The following is a 16,952-nucleotide window of genomic DNA, read 5'->3' as shown; positions in this document are numbered from 1 at the left end:
TTGAGGTGCCGTTGGCGCCTCGACAAAATGTTGCGCGTGAACAAGCTGGGTGAAACACAGTCTGTTCTGCATCGAATATTTATTTGCCGGGGCGCCCCTGTGGCGCGTCGCTACCGTGAGATAGCCGTCCTCCATGTTTGGTTCCAACGACGACAAGAAGACCCCAGCTGCGGCTGGCGAGAAGAAAAGCCTGTTCGGATGGCTGCGCAAAAAGCCGCAGGAACCCGTCGTCGAACAGCCGACAGCCATTCCTGAGCCAGCCCCGGCACCAGCACCTGTCATAGAAGAAGTGCCGGCGCCGGTTGTGCTGCCGATCGCCGAACCGGTGCTGCAACCAGTGGCCGAAGTCGAGCCTGAAGCGCCGGCTGCCGCTGAACTGCCGCTGACCCCGGCTGCCCAGCCATGGCTGACCTTGCCCGTGGCGGAAGAGCCGGTGGCGCTGGTCGAAGAGGCTGCGCCGCACATCACGCCGCCGATTCCGGCAGCGGTTGCATTCACTCCCGAGCTTGTTCAAGCGCCGGTGGTTGAACCTGCTCCTGTCATTCCCGAGCCTGTGGTCGCTGCGCCGGTTGCACCGATTGTCACTGCGCCCGAGCCTGCACCTGCACCTGCACCTGCACCTGCACCTGCACCTGCACCTGCACCTGCACCTGCACCTGCACCGGTCGTCGCAGCGCCAGTCGCTGTCGTCGAAACGCCGGTGGAGGCTCCGCGCACCGAAGAAACCAAGGCCGGCTTCTTCGCCCGCCTCAAGCAAGGACTGTCGAAGACCAGCGCCAGCATCGGCGAGGGCATGGCCAGCCTGTTCCTCGGCAAGAAGGCTATCGATGACGATCTGCTCGATGATCTCGAAACCCGTCTGCTGACCGCCGACGTCGGCGTCGAAGCCACTTCGGTGATCATTCAGCGCCTGACCCAGAAGGTCGCGCGCAAAGAGCTGGCCGACTCCGACGCCTTGTACAAATCCCTGCAGGCCGAGCTGGCTGCGATGCTCAAACCGGTCGAGCAGCCGCTGAAGATTGCTTCGCAGAACAAGCCGTTCGTGATCCTTGTGGTTGGCGTCAACGGCGCCGGCAAGACCACCACCATCGGCAAGCTGGCCAAGAAGCTGCAGCTGGAAGGCAAGAAAGTCATGCTCGCCGCCGGTGACACCTTCCGTGCCGCCGCTGTCGAGCAATTGCAGGTCTGGGGCGAGCGCAACAAGATTCCGGTGATCGCCCAGCACACGGGCGCCGACTCGGCTTCGGTGATCTTCGACGCCGTGCAGGCCGCCAAGGCCCGTGGCATCGATGTGCTGATCGCCGACACCGCTGGCCGCCTGCACACCAAAGACAACCTGATGGAAGAACTGAAGAAGGTTCGCCGGGTGATCGGCAAGCTCGACGCCGATGCGCCGCACGAAGTGCTGCTGGTGCTCGACGCCGGCACCGGTCAGAACGCCATCAACCAGGCCAAGCAATTCAACCAGACCGTCGAACTGACCGGCCTGGCGCTGACCAAGCTCGACGGCACCGCCAAGGGTGGGGTGATTTTCGCCCTGGCCAAGCAATTCGGCCTGCCGATCCGCTACATCGGCGTCGGTGAAGGCATCGACGATCTGCGTACCTTTGAAGCCGAACCCTTTGTCCAGGCACTGTTTGCCGAGCGGGAGCGTTCATGATTCGTTTCGAACAGGTCGGTAAGCGCTACCCGAACGGTCACGTCGGCTTGCATGAGCTGAGCTTTCGAGTCCGTCGCGGCGAGTTCCTGTTTGTCACCGGCCACTCCGGTGCCGGTAAATCCACATTGTTGCGCCTGTTGCTGGCGATGGAGCGTCCGACCAGTGGCAAGCTGCTGCTGGCCGGGCAAGACCTGAGCACCATCAGCAATGCGCAGATTCCGTTCCTGCGTCGGCAGATCGGTGTGGTGTTCCAGAATCACCAGTTGCTGTTCGATCGCACGGTGTTCAACAACGTCGCACTGCCGTTGCAGATCCTCGGGCTGTCCAAGGCGGAAATCGCCAAGCGCGTCGATTCGGCGCTTGAGCGCGTGGCGCTGTCGGACAAGACCGATCTGTACCCCGGCGACCTGTCCACCGGTCAGCAACAGCGCGTCGGCATCGCCCGCGCCATCGTGCACCGCCCGGCCCTGCTGCTGGCGGACGAACCGACCGGTAACCTCGACCCGCGTCTGGCGGCCGAGATCATGGGGGTGTTCGAAGACATCAACCGTCTGGGCACCAGCGTGCTGATCGCCAGTCACGACCTGGCCCTGATTGCGCGCATGCGCCATCGCATGCTGACCCTGCAACGCGGCCGATTGATCGGCGACGGGGAGGCTGGCGAATGAGTGCAACACGTAGTCCGAAGGTTTCCGAGCGCGTGGCCCCGAAAGCCGCCGATCCGCAGCCGCCGAAGAAGAAAAAGCACGACGAGGATGATGGTCCGGACTTCGCCACGCTGTTTCACGCCTGGATCGAAAGCCACCGTGCCAGCCTGCTGGACAGCCTGCGTCGTCTTGGCAAGCAGCCGATCGGCAGCTTCTTCACCTGCATGGTGATGGCGGTTGCACTGAGTTTGCCGATGGGGCTGTCGTTGTTGCTGAACAACGTCGAACGCCTGGGCGGTTCGTGGCAGCGCGCGGCGCAGATCTCGCTCTATCTGGAGCTTGAGGCCAGTCCGGCTCAGGGCGAAGCGTTGCGTGACCAGATCAAAGGCATGCCCGGCGTCGCTGATGCTGAATATGTCGGCCGCGACCAGGCACTGGAAGAATTCCAGCAGCAGTCCGGACTGGGCGAAGCCCTGCGCGAGCTGCCGGAAAACCCGCTGCCGGGCGTTGTACTGGTGACGCCGAACGAGGTCGACAAGCCGACCCTGGAAGCATTAAGACAAAAACTTTCCGAACTGCCCAAGGTACAACAGGCGCAACTTGATCTAGTCTGGGTCGAGCGTCTGGCCGCCATCCTCAAGCTCGGCGACCGCTTTGTCTTCGGTCTGACGGTGTTGCTGGTTTCCGCATTACTTTTGGTGATAGGCAATACCATTCGTCTTCATATTGAAAACCGCCGCACAGAGATAGAAGTGATTAAACTCGTCGGCGGCACCGACAGCTATGTGCGTCGTCCCTTCCTTTATATGGGCGCGTTGTATGGCTTCGGTGCAGGGCTGCTGTCCTGGGGTGTGCTGGCGTTCGGCCTGAACTGGCTGAACGACGCGGTGGTCGGGCTGGCCGGCTTGTACGGCAGTGATTTCGCACTGGCCGGAGTGCCAGTTGCCGACGGTCTGTCGCTCTTGCTTGGCGCGGTGCTGTTGGGTTATATCGGTGCATGGATTGCAGTCGCACGTCATCTCAGGGAGCTGGCGCCGAAGTAGAATCTTTTTTGCGCGTGATTGACCTTGCGGTTTTTTGGGAACTTGTACCTGAGTTCCCGGTCAATTTTTCGCAGTGCCGAAAGGCGCGAGTATGTAAGTCGGAGGTTTTTTCGTATGACCAATTCTTTGCAACCTGCGTATGCATTGGTTCCGGGCGCAAACCTGGAAGCCTATGTGCACACCGTCAACAGCATTCCATTGCTGACGCCGGAGCAGGAGCGTGAACTGGCCGAGAGTCTCTACTATGAGCAGGATCTTGGGGCGGCTCGGCAGATGGTGCTCGCCCACCTGCGATTTGTCGTACACATTGCCCGTAGCTATTCCGGCTACGGTCTGGCTCAGGCTGACCTGATCCAGGAAGGCAACGTCGGCCTGATGAAGGCCGTGAAGCGTTTCAACCCGGAAATGGGCGTGCGTCTGGTGTCCTTCGCGGTGCACTGGATCAAGGCCGAGATTCACGAGTTCATCCTGCGCAACTGGCGGATCGTGAAAGTCGCGACCACCAAGGCCCAGCGCAAGCTGTTCTTCAACCTGCGCAGCCAGAAGAAACGTCTGGCCTGGCTGAACAACGAGGAAGTCCACCGTGTGGCGGAAAGCCTCGGCGTCGAGCCCCGTGAAGTGCGTGAGATGGAAAGTCGCCTGACCGGCCATGACATGGCCTTCGACCCGGCTGCCGAAGCCGACGACGACAGTGCTTTCCAATCGCCGGCCAACTACCTGGAAGACCACCGGTACGACCCGGCGCGTCAGCTGGAAGATGCCGACTGGAGCGACAACTCCAATCACAACCTGCACGAAGCACTGGAAGTGCTGGACGAGCGCAGCCGCGACATCCTCTACCAGCGCTGGCTGGCAGAAGAGAAAGCCACGCTGCACGACCTGGCGCAGAAGTACAACGTGTCGGCCGAGCGGATCCGTCAGCTCGAGAAGAGCGCGATGAACAAGCTCAAATTGTCGATTGCCGCGTAACCGATAGTCCGGCAATAAAAAAAACGCCCCGATCAGTGATGATCGGGGCGTTTTTTGTGTGCGCTTCAGAAACTTATTGGGCCCAGGGTGCGCGGCGTGAATCATCGAGTGTCAGCAGATAGCTGTCGCCGCCCAGCTGGCTCATCTGCTGGCGAATCCATCCGGCTCGACGCGAAACATAGGAAGTCGGGTGACTGGCACTCCAGACCCGCGGATTCGGCAGCACAGCCGCCAGATAGCTCGCCTGCTGCCGGGACAAAGACTTGGCGCTTACGCCAAAGTGATGCCGTGCCGCTGCTTCGGCGCCAAACACGCCGTCATCCCACTCGACGCTGTTCAGGTACACCTCAAGAATCCGTTGCTTGGGCCAGAACACTTCGATCAGCGCGGTGAACCACGCTTCCAGGCCTTTGCGCAGATAGCTGCGGCCGGACCACAAGAACAGGTTCTTCGACACTTGCTGGCTCAGGGTGCTGGCGCCGCGAATCGAGCCGCCGAGTTCGTTGTGGGCCAGTGCGGCCTTGATCGCACTCAGGTCAAAACCCCAGTGCTCGGGGAATTTCTGGTCTTCACCGGCAATCACCGCGACCTTCAGATCATCGGATATCTCGTCCCACGGCTTCCAGGTGCGTTGCAGATCGATCGGCTCGCCGTCGACCCAGGATTGGATCTTGCGCTCGACCATCAGTGCCGTGCCCGGCGGCGGCACGAAACGAAACACCAACACCAGCAATACGCTGCCGCCCGCGAACCAGAGCAGGGCCTTCGTGAAACGACGGAGAAATAAACGCAGCATAGAGATGGCTTGGCCGAACCGGTTGAGCGGGCCATTATACAGACCCTGCCGATCGAGTCTGAGTGGAGTTCTACATGCTGCGTAGCTTTCTGATGCTGGCTGCCTTCTTTGGTTTCACCGGTGTCGGCCTTGGCGCATTCGCCGCCCATGGCCTGAAAAACCGCCTGACCCCCGAGTACCTCGCGATCTTCCACACCGGCGTCACCTATCAACTGGTGCATGCGCTGGCGCTGTTCGGTGTGGCGCTGCTGGCCACGCAGCTTCAGGGGCGTCTGGTCGCCTGGGCCGGCATCTCGTTCAGCATCGGCATCCTGTTGTTCTCCGGCAGTCTGTACCTGCTGACCACCATCGGCATCGGCAAGCTCGGCATCATCACCCCGTTCGGTGGCCTGGCGTTCCTGATCGGCTGGCTGTGCCTCGGACTCGCCGCCTGGCGCCTGCAGCCAACCGCTTGACGCTTGGTGCTGACCTTTAGGTCATGATCGGGCTAGAATGCCACCCCCTAAAAAGTGATGGCGGCGTTGCGCATGCGCATTCAGTTGAACGGTGAATCCTTTGAACTGCCCGACGGTGAAACCGTTGCGGCCCTGCTGACCCGTCTGGACCTGACCGGACGCCGCGTCGCGGTCGAGCTCAATCTGGATATCGTCCCGCGCAGCCAGCATGCCGACACCACGCTGAACGACGGCGACAACGTCGAAGTGGTGCACGCCATCGGCGGCGGCTAGCCGTCCGGCCTGCATGGGCCGAGAATTCTGCAAGACCCTCACCCCAACAGAGGATTTCCCATGAGCATCGTTCGTAGCGACAAGCCTTTCGTTCTGGCCGGTCGTACTTACCAGTCGCGTTTGCTGGTCGGTACCGGCAAGTACCGTGACATGGAAGAAACCCGCCTGGCCATCGAAGCCTCGGGTGCCGAGATCGTCACCTTCGCGGTGCGCCGCACCAACCTGGGCCAGATCGAAGGCGAGCCGAACCTGCTCGAAGTGCTGTCGCCGGATCGCTACACCTTCCTGCCGAACACTGCCGGCTGCTACGACGCGGTCGAAGCCGTGCGCACCTGCCGCCTGGCCCGTGAGCTGCTCGATGGCCACAACCTGGTGAAGCTGGAAGTGCTGGCTGACCAGAAAACCCTGTTCCCCAACGTGATCGAAACCCTCAAGGCCGCCGAAGTGCTGGTCAAGGAAGGTTTCGACGTGATGGTTTACACCAGTGATGACCCGATCATCGCCCGGCAACTGGCGGAAATCGGCTGCATCGCGGTGATGCCGCTGGCCGGCCTGATCGGTTCGGGCCTGGGGATCTGCAACCCGTACAACCTGCAGATCATCCTCGAAGAAGCCAAGATCCCGGTACTGGTGGATGCCGGTGTCGGTACCGCTTCCGACGCCACCATCTCGATGGAACTGGGCTGTGACGCCGTGCTGATGAACTCGGCCATCGCCCACGCCCAGCAGCCGATCATGATGGCCGAAGCCATGAAACACGCGATCGTCGCGGGCCGCCTGGCCTACCTCGCCGGCCGCATGCCGAAAAAACTCTATGCCAGCGCCTCTTCGCCGCTGGATGGTCTGATCAAGTAAGAGCTATTGATGACTGAATCGAACGACACGCCAATCCAGACGGAAGAAGGCGACGAGCGCCAACACCGCCGCATCAAGAGTTTCGTGATGCGCGCCGGGCGCATGACCGAAGGCCAGCAGCGCGGCCTGGATCAGGGCGCGCCGAAGTTCGTCCTGCCTCTGGCCGATGCGCCGGTGGATTACGATCAGGTGTTCGGCCGTTCCGCGCCGCGTTCGCTGGAGATCGGTTTCGGCATGGGCCACTCGCTGCTGGAAATGGCAGCCGCTGCGCCGGAACAGGATTTCATCGGTGTCGAAGTTCACCGTCCGGGTGTCGGCGCGCTGCTCAATGGCGTGCTGACTCAGGGCCTGACCAACCTGCGGGTCTACGATTGCGACGCGATCGAAGTGCTCAACCGTTGCATCGCCGACAACAGCCTCGATCGCCTGATGCTGTTCTTCCCGGATCCGTGGCACAAGAGCCGGCACCACAAGCGCCGCATCGTTCAGGCGTCCTTCGCTGAGCTGGTGCGCAGCAAGTTGAAGGTTGGCGGCATTCTGCACATGGCCACCGACTGGGAGCCGTATGCCGAATACATGCTGGAAGTGATGAACGTCGCCCCGGGCTATCGCAACCTCGCCGAAGACGGCAAGTGCGTGCCACGCCCGGCCGAGCGCCCGATCACCAAGTTCGAACGCCGCGGCGAACGTCTTGGGCATGGCGTGTGGGATCTGAAGTTCGAGAAACTCGCTTAAGCCTTATGCAATAAAACTGTGGGAGCCAATGGCTCCCACAGTTGTTTTAGCAGCACTCGGTCATTACATCGTAGAAAGGAATTCTGCCGGTACCCGCTCGGTCAGCCAGACACCATTCTCGGCCTGGTAGAACTTGAACCCCTGTTCCTGCATCTGCCGCGCGGCGACCTGCAGAATCACGACCGTTCCGTAACGTTGCCCGACCGCCGAAGCCGTGTCGGTTTCCTGGGAAAGATGCACGTGATGACGTGATCCCGGGATCAATCCCTGCTCGTTGATCGAGTCCATGAAACGTGTCGCCGTGCCGTGATAGAGCGTTTCCGGAGGCTGCTTTTCTTCGAACTGCAGCTCCACGCTTTTCGTCGAGTGGCCCTGTACGGCGCGAATCGACTGACCGTCCGGAGAGATCGAAAAGCGCTTTTTGTCACTGCTGGCCACGACGTTTTCGATCAGCGTGCGATCCAGCGTTCTGCCGTCCCGTGCCGCGCCATCGATCAAGGCGTCGATGTTTGCCCAGCCTTCGGAGTCCAGCGTCAGGCCAATCGCCTGTGGCTCATGACGCAGCACGAAGCTGAGAAATTTGCTTGTTTCGTCCAGCAGTTTCTTGCTCATGAACTTCCCTGTCTGTATTCAGCGGCGGTCGGCGACCACGCCGATCAAAACGAGCACCACCAACAACACCGGCGCCAGGCTGTAGTTGTTGAACTGGCTCAGCCCCTTCACCACCCACGGCGTGGCGTAGATCAGCGCCGCGCCGCTGCCGACCATGCACAGCAGGGCCATCAGCGGGACGCGCAGGGCGCCGGCGATGCTGCCCAGGCGTTGCTCGACCCAGCTTTTGAAGTCGGCGCCGAACAGCACCAGCAGGCAGCCCACCAGGGCCAGCGCGATTTCCGAGAGGTTGCTGCGGCTCCAGCGGGAGACAGTGGCGAGCAGGTCGAGTATCAAATCCATGCGGTTTCCCGGGGAGCCATTCAGCTCAGAAATTTCTGCAGCAAATCGTTGAGAAAGAGTTGTCCGCGCTCGGTGGCCGCCAGACGTGACGGTTCGACCTGCAACAGACCGCTTTGTTCGGCCTCGCGCCGGTGTTCGTCGAGGCTTTCCAGCGGCAGGCCGGTGCGCTCGGGATACAGGCGTGATTCGACGCCGGCAGTCAGGCGCAGGGCGTTCATCAGGAACTCGAACGGCATCTCGTCGTTGGTCAGGGCTTTCTCGCCGGCCTGGAAGCTTTTGGTCGGGTTGAGGTAGTCCTTCGGCAGTCGGGTCTTCCAGGTGCGCACGATGCGCCCGTCCGGATGGCTGAGCTTGCCGTGGGCGCCGGCGCCGATGCCGATGAAGTCACCGAAGCTCCAGTAGTTGAGGTTATGCCGCGCCGGACGACCGGGTTGGGCATAGGCGGAGACTTCGTATTGCGCGTAACCGTGTTCGGCCAGCAGCGCCTGTCCGGCCTCTTGAATGTCCCACAGCGTGTCGTCTTCCGGCAGCACCGGCGGCTGGTTCCAGAACACGGTGTTCGGCTCCAGTGTCAGCTGATACCAGGAGATGTGCGTCGGTTTCAGTTCGATCGCCTGACGCAGATCGCTCAGGGCATCGTCCAGCGACTGGTCCGGCAGGCCGTGCATCAGGTCGAGGTTGAAGTTATCGAACCCGGCCTGGCGCGCCATGCCGGCGGCACGCACCGCTTCGTCGCCGTTGTGGATGCGGCCGAGGGCCTTGAGCTTTTCCTGCTGGAAGCTCTGGATACCGATCGACAGGCGATTGATCCCCAGTTTGCGGTAGGCGACGAACTTCGCTTGCTCGAAGGTCCCGGGGTTGGCTTCCAGGGTGATTTCGATGTCCTCGGCAAACGGGATGCGTTGTTTGACGCCTTCCAGCAAGCGACCAAGGGCTTCTGCGCTGAACAGGCTTGGCGTGCCACCGCCAAAGAAGATCGAACTCAACTCGCGGCCGTACACCGCGTGCAGATCCTGATCCAGGTCGGCAAGCAGCGCATCGACATATTCCTGTTCCGGCAGCACCGGGCTGGCGGTGTGGGAGTTGAAGTCGCAATACGGGCATTTGCGCACACACCACGGGATGTGGATGTACAGCGCCAGGGGCGGTAGCGTCGGCAACGGCGCCCGAGGCGAGGAGGCGGCGCCACCGATGATCAGCGACGACGCGGAGGAGCTATCGGTCATTTCAAGCCCAGACGCTGGCGCAGCAGATCCATTGCACGGGCGCGGTGGCTGATCTGGTTCTTGTCGCTCGGGCTCAGTTCGGCGCTGGACACGTTACGCTCCGGCACCCAGAACAGCGGGTCGTAGCCGAAACCGTGCTCGCCGCTGGCGGCGGTCAGGATGCGCCCGTGCCACAGGCCTTCGCAGAGGATCGGCAGCGGGTCGTCGGCATGACGCACCAGCGCCAGTACGCAGACGAACTGCGCGCCGCGCTCGGCTTCAGGCACGTCTTTCAGTGCGTCGAGCAGCTTGGCGTTGTTCGCCGCGTCGCCCTTGCCGTCGGCGTAGCGCGCGGAGTAGATGCCCGGTGCACCGCCGAGGAAGTCCACCGCCAGACCCGAATCGTCGGCCAGCGCCGGCAGCCCGGAGATGCGCGCGGCATTGCGCGCCTTGAGGATCGCGTTCTCGACGAACGACAGACCGGTTTCTTCCGGCTCCACGCTGCTGAACTCGCCGATCGAGCGCAATTGCACCGATTCGCCGAGCATGGCCTGGAGTTCCTTGAGTTTGCCGGCGTTATGGCTGGCCAGTACGAGTTGCTTGAGGTTCATCATTCGCCGGGGAAAAGCTCTTGGTTGAAATTGATGGTGTTGATCTTGTCACCGTTCTGCACCTTGATTTCGAAGGTGCGGGTTTCCTGCTGTTCCACCGGGTACTGGGCGATGTAATAGATCGCGCCCTGTTCGGTGACCTGGCGGAAATTCAGGGTCACGGTCTGGCTGGTCAGGTCTTTGACCGTGCCGGTGACGTTGGCGATCAGCGGCTTGCCGTCTTTGATCACCGAGACATTGATCACGCCCTGATTCTTGCTGCGGATCAACTCGGCAGCCTTGGCGATGTCCGGTTGCAGGTAGGTCGAGTTGAAGGTGTTGTAGTGCACCGTCACGTCGCCGAAGGTTTCCTGGCGCTCGCTCTTGATGGCATCGGCTGCCACGGCCGACAGGCTCAGGCAGGCGGCCAATAGCGTGGTAATCAGGCGTCCCATGTTCGTTCTCCTCGCAATGTCGTGGTTCAGACCGCGATTTTGTGATCCTGCAGCCCCGGGCTGCTGACGCGGTAGATACCGATCTCACCTAACAGATTAGGCCATAGCTTACTGGCCCACCCGTGGCGGTGCTGTTGATCCACGGCAAGCCGATCAATGACCTTCGCCTCACGTTCGCGACAAAGTTCTTCAAAGTCTTCGAAGGTGCAGAAGTGAATGTTCGGCGTGTTGTACCAGGTGTACGGCAGGAACTCGGACACCGGCATCCGGCCCTTGCTCGCCAGATACCAGCGGCAGCGCCAGTGGCCGAAGTTGGGGAAGGTGATGATGCACTGGCGACCGACCCGCAGCATTTCGTCGAGGATCTTGTCCGGGTAGTGCACGGCCTGCAGGGCCTGGGTCATCACGACCACGTCGAAGCTGTTGCTGGCGAAGTTGCCCAGGCCCTTGTCCAGGTCCTGCTCGATGACGTTGATGCCCTTGGCCACGCACTCGGCAATGTTGTCCGGGTCGTTTTCCAGGCCATAACCGGTGACCTGCTTGTGGTCGCGCAGCCAGGTCAGCAACTCGCCGTCACCGCAACCGAGGTCGAGCACGCGGCTGCCGGCGGGGATCCATTCCTGGATGATTTCCAGATCAGCTCTCATGGCTTGTTCACACCGTAATTCGGTTCATGTAATTGCCGAACGCCTGCAAATAGCGCGGGATCGGAATCAGGAAGGCGTCGTGGCCCTGGGGCGCGTCGATTTCCAGGTAGCTGACGTCCTTGCGTGCAGCCATCAGTGCGTCCACCAGTTCCCGCGAACGGGCCGGGGAGAAGCGCCAGTCGGTGGTGAACGACATCACGCAGAACTTGGCTTTCGCGCCTTCGAAGGTTTTCGCCAGGTTATCGTCGAAGTTCGCCGCCGGATCGAAGTAATCCAGCGCCTTGGTCATCAACAGATAGGTGTTGGCATCGAAGCGCCCGGAGAATTCTTCGCCCTGATAGCGCAGGTAGCTTTCGACCTGAAACTCGACGCTGTGGAAGTCGTAGTTGAGCTTTTCGCTCTTCAGGCCGCGACCGAATTTCTCGCCCATGGAGTCGTCGGACAGGTAGGTGATGTGCCCGACCATCCGCGCCAGCATCAGGCCGCGTTTGGGGATCACGCCCTGTTCCTGGAACGAGCCGCCGTGGAATTCCGGATCGGTGAGGATCGCCTGGCGCGCCACTTCGTTGAAGGCGATGTTCTGCGCCGACAGCTTGGGGGCTGAGGCGATGGCCAGGCAGTGGCGCACGCGATCCGGATAGGTGATGGTCCATTGCAGCGCCTGCATGCCGCCGAGGCTGCCGCCGATCACTGCGGCCCACTGGCCGATGCCGAGCAGGTCGGCGAGGCGCGCCTGGCTGTGCACCCAGTCTTCCACGGTCAGCACCGGGAAGTCGGCGCCGAACGGCTTGCCGGTGTCCGGGTTGAGGCTGCTCGGGCCGGTGGAGCCGTTGCAACCACCGAGGTTGTTCAGGCTGACCACGAAGAACTTGTTGGTGTCGATCGGTTTGCCGGGGCCGATGCAGCTGTCCCACCAACCGGGCTTGCGGTCGTCGACGCTGTGGTAGCCGGCGGCGTGGTGGTGGCCGGACAAGGCGTGGCAGATCAACACGGCGTTGCTCGCTTGCGTGTTCAGCGTGCCGTAGGTTTCGTAGATCAGGTCATAAGCGGCCAGCGAACGGCCGCAGGCCAGGGCCAGCGGTTCGCTGAAGTGCGCCGTTTGCGGCGTCACCAGACCAACAGAATCGGGGGAAAGGCAGCTGGCATCGACCCTGCTCTCGTTGAAATGAGGCGTAAGTCTAAAGAGCATGGGGGTTAGCAGCAAGCAGCCCTCACCCTAACCCTCTCCCGGAGGGAGAGGGGACTGACTGCGGTGATCTTTCGAGCTGCACCGACCTGATATTTTCGAGTTGAGCTCAAGTTTCGGAAACAACAATTATCGGCTCCCTCTCCTGGGGGAGAGGGCTGGGGTGAGGGGGGGGCGGCGACACAAGAATCAAGACGATTGCGCAACTAATCCCGGCAAATCCGGCAGTTTTTTGGGGGCATGGATGCGCACCCGCTTCTGCCGGTTCAACTCACCACTGAGCAAACTGACCTGACTCTTGGAAACCCCGAAAGCCTTGGCCAGAAACCCCATCAGATACGCATTGGCCTTGCCCTCGACCGGCGGCGCGGTCAGGCGGATCTTCAGGCGATCACCGTGCAGCCCGGCGAAGTCATCGTTGCGGGCTGCCGGTTGCAGGTGACACTCGAGGATAAGGTCGTCCCCGTCCCAACGGAACCAGCTCACATCAACAGGCGCAGGATTTCCGGCATCATCGTCATCGCCGCGAGGTTGTTGATCACCAGCATGTCGATCAGCTTCAGCGCGAGAAAGGCGAAAATCGGCGACAGGTCCAGGCCGCCCATGCTCGGCAGGAAGCGGCGGAACGGCGCCAGGGCCGGTTCGCAGATCTGGTTCACCAGCTCGGCGCCCGGGTTATGGCTGCCCGGGGCGACCCACGACAGGATCACGCTGATGATAAGGGCGAAGAAGAAAATCTTCAGGAACAGCGCGGTCACGCCGATGATCGACCAGATGAACAGTTGCAGCGGGTTGCCGGTGGTGCCGTAGGTCAGCAGCAGGGTCAGTGCCATCAGTGCCAGTTGTACGAGGATTGCCAGCACCAGCGAGGACATGTCGAGGCCGAACAGGCTCGGGATGATCCGGCGCAGTGGCTTGAGCAGCGGCTGGGTGGCCTTGACCACGAACTGGCACAGCGGGTTGTAGAAGTTCGCCCGTACCAGTTGCAGGACGAAGCGCAGCAGCACGATCAGCAGGTACAGGCTGCCGAGGGTTTGCAGCACGTAGACCGCTGCAGTGTTCAATCCAATCATGTAAGGCTCCTTATTTGCCCAGTTGTTCGGCCATCTCGGCCGAGCGGTGCGCGGCGGCGCCGAGTGCTTTTTCCACCAGGGCTTCGAAGCCGCCGGCCTGGAACGATTTGATCGCAGCTTCAGTGGTGCCCGCTGGCGAGGTCACGCGGCGGCGCAGTTCGGCGGCGTCGACGTCGCTGGAAACCGCCATGTGCGCGGCGCCCAGCGCAGTTTGCAGAGTCAGTTGCTCGGCGGTTTCCTTCGGCAGGCCGAGTTTGACGCCGGCGGCGGTCATGGCTTCGATCAGCAGGAAGAAGTAGGCCGGGCCGGAACCGGAGACGGCGGTGACCGCGTCCAGTTGCTGTTCTTCGTTCAGCCACAGGGCGATGCCCACGGCGGACAGCAGCTCTTCAGCCTGTTGGCGCTGTTCGGCGCTGACTTCGCCGGTGGCGTACAAGCCGCTCACGCCCTGACGCAGCAGCGCCGGGGTGTTGGGCATGCAGCGCACGATCGGCTGCTCACCGAGCCACGCGGTCATGCTGGCACAGGTGATGCCGGCGGCGATGGACACCACCAGTTGATTCGGTTTCAGGCTCGGGCGGATCGCTTCGCACACGGCTTTCATGGCCTGTGGCTTGACTGCCAGCACGACAACGTCGGCGCCGTCGATGGCCTGGGCATTGTCGGCGAAGGTTTCGATGCCGTGCTCGGCGCTGACCCGGTTGCGGGTCTCTTCGCCCGGATCGCTGGCGCGGATGTGTGCGGCTTCCAGACCCTTGGCCCGCAGGCCGCCGATCAGGCTGGCGGCCATGTTGCCGGCACCGATAAAGGCAATACGCGTGTTGCTCATGTCAGGTCCTTATCTGGAAATCATCAAGATTGGGAGTAGTCGCGAGCGCCAAACAGGGCCGTACCGATACGGACCCAGGTGGCGCCCTGGGCAATGGCCGACTCGAGGTCGTGGCTCATGCCCATGGAAAGTGTGTCGAGCGGCAGATCAAGGTTGGCCTGCAATGTCTGGACGGCGGCGAATGCGGCATCCTGCTCGGCGCGATCTTCGGTCGGCTCGGGAATCGCCATCAGCCCGCGCAACTTCAAGCGCGGCAGGGCGCTGATGGCCTCGGCCAGGGCCGGCAGGTCGGCCGGAGTGCAGCCGGATTTGCTGGCCTCACCGCTGACATTGACCTGAATGCAGATGTTCAGTGGCGGCAGATCCGCCGGACGTTGCTCGGACAGACGTTGGGCAATTTTCAGACGGTCCACGGAGTGCACCCAGGCGAAGTGCTCGGCAATCGAGCGGGTCTTGTTCGACTGAATGGGGCCGATGAAGTGCCAGATCAAGGGCAGGTCGGCCAGTTCGAGCTGTTTGCCCAAAGCTTCCTGCAGATAGTTCTCGCCAAAGTCGCGCAGGCCGGCGGCGTAAGCTTCGCGCAGGGCTTCGGCGGGTTTGGTCTTGCTCACGGCCAGCAGCTGGACGCTGTTTTCATCGCGGCCGGCGGCTTGAGTCGCTGCCTGGATGCGCGAACTAACGTGGAGAATGTTGTCTGCTATCGTGGACATCAAGAGGCGCCAGCGGTCTGAAGGTTCGCGGCATTCTACTGGAATTGAGGGACGCTATGGATATCACTGAACTGCTGGCCTTCAGCGCCAAACAGGGCGCTTCCGACCTGCACCTGTCGGCCGGACTGCCGCCGATGATCCGCGTGGATGGCGATGTGCGGCGGATCAATCTGCCGGCGCTGGATCACAAACAGGTGCACGAGCTGATCTACGACATCATGAACGACACCCAACGGGTGGAGTTCGAGAAACATCTGGAAACCGACTTTTCCTTCGAAGTGCCGGGTGTGGCGCGCTTTCGGGTCAATGCCTTCAACCAGAACCGTGGCGCCGGCGCCGTGTTCCGCACCATCCCGTCGAAAGTGCTGAGCATGGAAGACCTCGCCATGGGCGACGTCTTTCGCAAGATCACCGACGCGCCGCGCGGGCTGGTGCTGGTGACCGGGCCGACCGGTTCCGGCAAATCCACCACCCTGGCGGCGATGATTGATTACCTCAACACCCATCGTCATCACCACATCCTGACCATCGAAGACCCCATCGAATTCGTCCACGAATCGCGCAAATGCCTGATCAATCAGCGTGAGGTCCACCGCGATACCCGCAGTTTCGCCACTGCGTTGCGCTCAGCGTTGCGGGAAGACCCGGACGTGATCCTGGTGGGCGAGATGCGCGACCTGGAAACCATCCGCCTGGCGCTGACCGCTGCGGAAACCGGGCATCTGGTGTTCGGTACGCTGCACACCACCTCGGCAGCCAAGACCATCGACCGGGTGGTTGACGTGTTCCCTGGGGACGAGAAGTCCATGGTGCGTTCGATGCTGTCCGAGTCGTTGCTGGCCGTGGTGTCGCAGACGCTGATCAAGAAGATCGGCGGCGGCCGGGTGGCGGCGCACGAAATCATGCTGGGAACGTCGGCGATCCGGAACCTGATCCGCGAGGACAAGGTGGCGCAGATGTATTCGGCGATCCAGACCGGCGGGTCGCTGGGGATGCAGACACTCGACATGTGCCTGAAGGATCTGGTGACCAAGGGCCTGATCAGTCGCGAGCATGCGCGGGAGAAGGCGCGGACGCCGGATAATTTCTAGTGGCGAAAAAAAACGCAGCCCGAGGGCTGCGTTTTTTGTGATCTGCAAGGATCAGCGTTGAACCACGCGCATCTGCTTGCCGCCCGGTTCTTTCGGCAGCACACGCTTGGCAACCACGTAATGCTGTTCCCAATACGGCTTGTTCAGCGTATCGATGCTCACCGCTTTGCCACGGCGCGGTGCGTGGATGAAGCGGTCGTTGCCCAGGTAGATGGCAACGTGATTGACCCGACGGCTCTTGATATTGAAGAAAATCAGGTCGCCAGGCTTGAGATCCTTGCGCTCGACTTTCTCGCCGTGGCCGCTGGCCATGGCATTCGAGGTGCGCGGCAGGTCGAACGTGGCGTCGTTGAACGCGTATTTCACCAGGCCGCTGCAGTCGAAGCCTTTGCTCGGGCTGCTGCCGCCCCAACGGTAAGGTGTACCGAGGACGTTCACCGCGCGACTGAGGACGTTGCTGCTTTCCTTGTTCGCCATCGGTGGAACCAGCTTGCCGTGACCCTTGCTGGCGAGCGTGGTGTGTTTCGTTTGCTTGCCTTTGTTCGACGGAGCAGAGGCATGGGATTTGGGAGTGAAACCGTTAACGTTGGGAAGACGTTGCTCACGATTGGTGGCGTGGGCGGCCAGTGGCATTAATAGGCAAATAGTTAGCCATGTCTTGAAAAATGGACGCATTAGGCAGGGCTCTTATGTGTTAGCGCGCAACTTTATAACAGCTTTTTTGTCCCTTCCGAGGCCGTTGGTCGATTCAAAAGGCGGGCAACGGAACCAAACAAGCG

Annotated in this window: 21 protein-coding genes and 1 pseudogene; 9 read left to right on the top strand and 13 right to left on the bottom strand. The window is 61.6% G+C overall.

The annotated features are described in order from the left end of the window. Nucleotides 1–133: 133 nt before the first annotated feature. The 4 genes from ftsY (at nucleotide 134) to rpoH (ending at nucleotide 4,319) form a co-directional block, all read left to right on the top strand. Nucleotides 134–1,660 carry a signal recognition particle-docking protein FtsY gene (gene ftsY / locus R1A29_RS27130; RefSeq protein ID WP_438300049.1) on the top strand — a complete coding sequence of 509 codons (1,527 nt, stop codon included), beginning with the start codon at nucleotides 134–136 and terminating at the stop codon, nucleotides 1,658–1,660. Continuing rightward, the gene (gene ftsE / locus R1A29_RS27125; protein ID WP_008065082.1) at nucleotides 1,657–2,328 is read left to right on the top strand and encodes a cell division ATP-binding protein FtsE; all 672 of its coding nucleotides are present in this window, start codon (nucleotides 1,657–1,659) and stop codon (nucleotides 2,326–2,328) included. Before ftsY ends, ftsE begins: the two co-directional genes overlap by 4 nt. Beyond that, nucleotides 2,325–3,350 carry a permease-like cell division protein FtsX gene (ftsX, locus tag R1A29_RS27120; RefSeq protein ID WP_085709059.1) on the top strand — a complete coding sequence of 342 codons (1,026 nt, stop codon included), beginning with the start codon at nucleotides 2,325–2,327 and terminating at the stop codon, nucleotides 3,348–3,350. The genes ftsE and ftsX overlap by 4 nt, the downstream gene beginning before the upstream one ends. Before the next feature lie 114 nt (nucleotides 3,351–3,464). Beyond that, complete coding sequence (gene rpoH / locus R1A29_RS27115; protein ID WP_003229146.1) at nucleotides 3,465–4,319, top strand: RNA polymerase sigma factor RpoH; 855 nt, start codon at nucleotides 3,465–3,467, stop codon at nucleotides 4,317–4,319. Nucleotides 4,320–4,392: 73 nt separating this feature from the next. Here the strand turns inward: rpoH and mtgA are convergent, their stop codons facing one another. Further along, the gene (gene mtgA / locus R1A29_RS27110) at nucleotides 4,393–5,115 is read right to left on the bottom strand and encodes a monofunctional biosynthetic peptidoglycan transglycosylase (RefSeq protein ID WP_438300048.1); all 723 of its coding nucleotides are present in this window, start codon (nucleotides 5,113–5,115) and stop codon (nucleotides 4,393–4,395) included. A 74-nt stretch (nucleotides 5,116–5,189) separates the two neighbouring features. On the opposite strand from mtgA, the gene R1A29_RS27105 reads away from it, so the two are divergent. From R1A29_RS27105 to trmB, 4 genes are all read left to right on the top strand, one after another. Continuing rightward, nucleotides 5,190–5,570: a DUF423 domain-containing protein gene (locus R1A29_RS27105; protein WP_119427533.1), complete on the top strand. Its 381-nt coding sequence runs from the start codon at nucleotides 5,190–5,192 to the stop codon at nucleotides 5,568–5,570. A 72-nt stretch (nucleotides 5,571–5,642) separates the two neighbouring features. After that, nucleotides 5,643–5,843, top strand: coding sequence for a sulfur carrier protein ThiS (gene thiS / locus R1A29_RS27100; RefSeq protein ID WP_007953386.1), 201 nt, complete (start codon nucleotides 5,643–5,645; stop codon nucleotides 5,841–5,843). A gap of 60 nt (nucleotides 5,844–5,903) precedes the next feature. Next, the gene (locus tag R1A29_RS27095) at nucleotides 5,904–6,698 is read left to right on the top strand and encodes a thiazole synthase (RefSeq protein WP_007953385.1); all 795 of its coding nucleotides are present in this window, start codon (nucleotides 5,904–5,906) and stop codon (nucleotides 6,696–6,698) included. A gap of 9 nt (nucleotides 6,699–6,707) precedes the next feature. Next, nucleotides 6,708–7,433, top strand: coding sequence for a tRNA (guanosine(46)-N7)-methyltransferase TrmB (gene trmB / locus R1A29_RS27090; RefSeq protein ID WP_085646976.1), 726 nt, complete (start codon nucleotides 6,708–6,710; stop codon nucleotides 7,431–7,433). Nucleotides 7,434–7,496: 63 nt separating this feature from the next. Here trmB and R1A29_RS27085 read toward each other — a convergent pair whose 3' ends face one another. From R1A29_RS27085 to R1A29_RS27035, 11 genes and pseudogenes are all read right to left on the bottom strand, one after another. Then, on the bottom strand, nucleotides 7,497–8,045 hold the full coding sequence (locus R1A29_RS27085) for an RNA 2'-phosphotransferase (RefSeq protein ID WP_438300047.1): 549 nt from the start codon (nucleotides 8,043–8,045) through the stop codon (nucleotides 7,497–7,499). 18 nt (nucleotides 8,046–8,063) lie between these two features. After that, nucleotides 8,064–8,387 carry a DUF3392 domain-containing protein gene (locus tag R1A29_RS27080; RefSeq protein ID WP_438300046.1) on the bottom strand — a complete coding sequence of 108 codons (324 nt, stop codon included), beginning with the start codon at nucleotides 8,385–8,387 and terminating at the stop codon, nucleotides 8,064–8,066. Between the two features lie 20 nt (nucleotides 8,388–8,407). Then, nucleotides 8,408–9,613: a radical SAM family heme chaperone HemW gene (hemW, locus tag R1A29_RS27075; protein ID WP_438300045.1), complete on the bottom strand. Its 1,206-nt coding sequence runs from the start codon at nucleotides 9,611–9,613 to the stop codon at nucleotides 8,408–8,410. Then, nucleotides 9,610–10,206 carry an RdgB/HAM1 family non-canonical purine NTP pyrophosphatase gene (rdgB, locus tag R1A29_RS27070; RefSeq protein ID WP_085709065.1) on the bottom strand — a complete coding sequence of 199 codons (597 nt, stop codon included), beginning with the start codon at nucleotides 10,204–10,206 and terminating at the stop codon, nucleotides 9,610–9,612. The genes hemW and rdgB overlap by 4 nt, the downstream gene beginning before the upstream one ends. After that, complete coding sequence (locus R1A29_RS27065) at nucleotides 10,203–10,637, bottom strand: DUF4426 domain-containing protein (protein WP_085580861.1); 435 nt, start codon at nucleotides 10,635–10,637, stop codon at nucleotides 10,203–10,205. Before R1A29_RS27065 ends, rdgB begins: the two co-directional genes overlap by 4 nt. Before the next feature lie 26 nt (nucleotides 10,638–10,663). Beyond that, complete coding sequence (gene metW / locus R1A29_RS27060; protein ID WP_085709067.1) at nucleotides 10,664–11,284, bottom strand: methionine biosynthesis protein MetW; 621 nt, start codon at nucleotides 11,282–11,284, stop codon at nucleotides 10,664–10,666. A 7-nt stretch (nucleotides 11,285–11,291) separates the two neighbouring features. Next, nucleotides 11,292–12,430: pseudogene (gene metX, locus R1A29_RS27055) on the bottom strand (homoserine O-succinyltransferase MetX). Nucleotides 12,431–12,659: 229 nt separating this feature from the next. After that, nucleotides 12,660–12,956: a DUF167 domain-containing protein gene (locus tag R1A29_RS27050; RefSeq protein ID WP_438300044.1), complete on the bottom strand. Its 297-nt coding sequence runs from the start codon at nucleotides 12,954–12,956 to the stop codon at nucleotides 12,660–12,662. Then, nucleotides 12,953–13,543, bottom strand: coding sequence for a YggT family protein (locus R1A29_RS27045; RefSeq protein ID WP_085709070.1), 591 nt, complete (start codon nucleotides 13,541–13,543; stop codon nucleotides 12,953–12,955). The genes R1A29_RS27050 and R1A29_RS27045 overlap by 4 nt, the downstream gene beginning before the upstream one ends. Before the next feature lie 10 nt (nucleotides 13,544–13,553). Further along, complete coding sequence (gene proC, locus R1A29_RS27040) at nucleotides 13,554–14,372, bottom strand: pyrroline-5-carboxylate reductase (protein WP_085731569.1); 819 nt, start codon at nucleotides 14,370–14,372, stop codon at nucleotides 13,554–13,556. A gap of 23 nt (nucleotides 14,373–14,395) precedes the next feature. Next, nucleotides 14,396–15,082 (bottom strand): YggS family pyridoxal phosphate-dependent enzyme, encoded by a 687-nt coding sequence (locus R1A29_RS27035; RefSeq protein ID WP_438300043.1) that lies wholly within the window; start codon nucleotides 15,080–15,082, stop codon nucleotides 14,396–14,398. 56 nt (nucleotides 15,083–15,138) lie between these two features. Here R1A29_RS27035 and R1A29_RS27030 point away from each other — a divergent pair, with 56 nt between their 5' ends. Further along, complete coding sequence (locus R1A29_RS27030; RefSeq protein ID WP_114886090.1) at nucleotides 15,139–16,173, top strand: type IV pilus twitching motility protein PilT; 1,035 nt, start codon at nucleotides 15,139–15,141, stop codon at nucleotides 16,171–16,173. Between the two features lie 51 nt (nucleotides 16,174–16,224). Here the strand turns inward: R1A29_RS27030 and R1A29_RS27025 are convergent, their stop codons facing one another. Further along, nucleotides 16,225–16,848 carry a C40 family peptidase gene (locus R1A29_RS27025; protein ID WP_085709074.1) on the bottom strand — a complete coding sequence of 208 codons (624 nt, stop codon included), beginning with the start codon at nucleotides 16,846–16,848 and terminating at the stop codon, nucleotides 16,225–16,227. Between the last annotated feature and the right edge of the window lie 104 nt (nucleotides 16,849–16,952).

It is taken from the genome of Pseudomonas sp. NMS19W (genome assembly GCF_051554255.1).
GTDB classification, from domain to species: Bacteria; Pseudomonadota; Gammaproteobacteria; order Pseudomonadales; family Pseudomonadaceae; genus Aquipseudomonas; species Aquipseudomonas kribbensis.
Note: the sequence above shows the minus strand (reverse complement) of the source record. Positions and strands in the feature narration are given on the sequence as shown.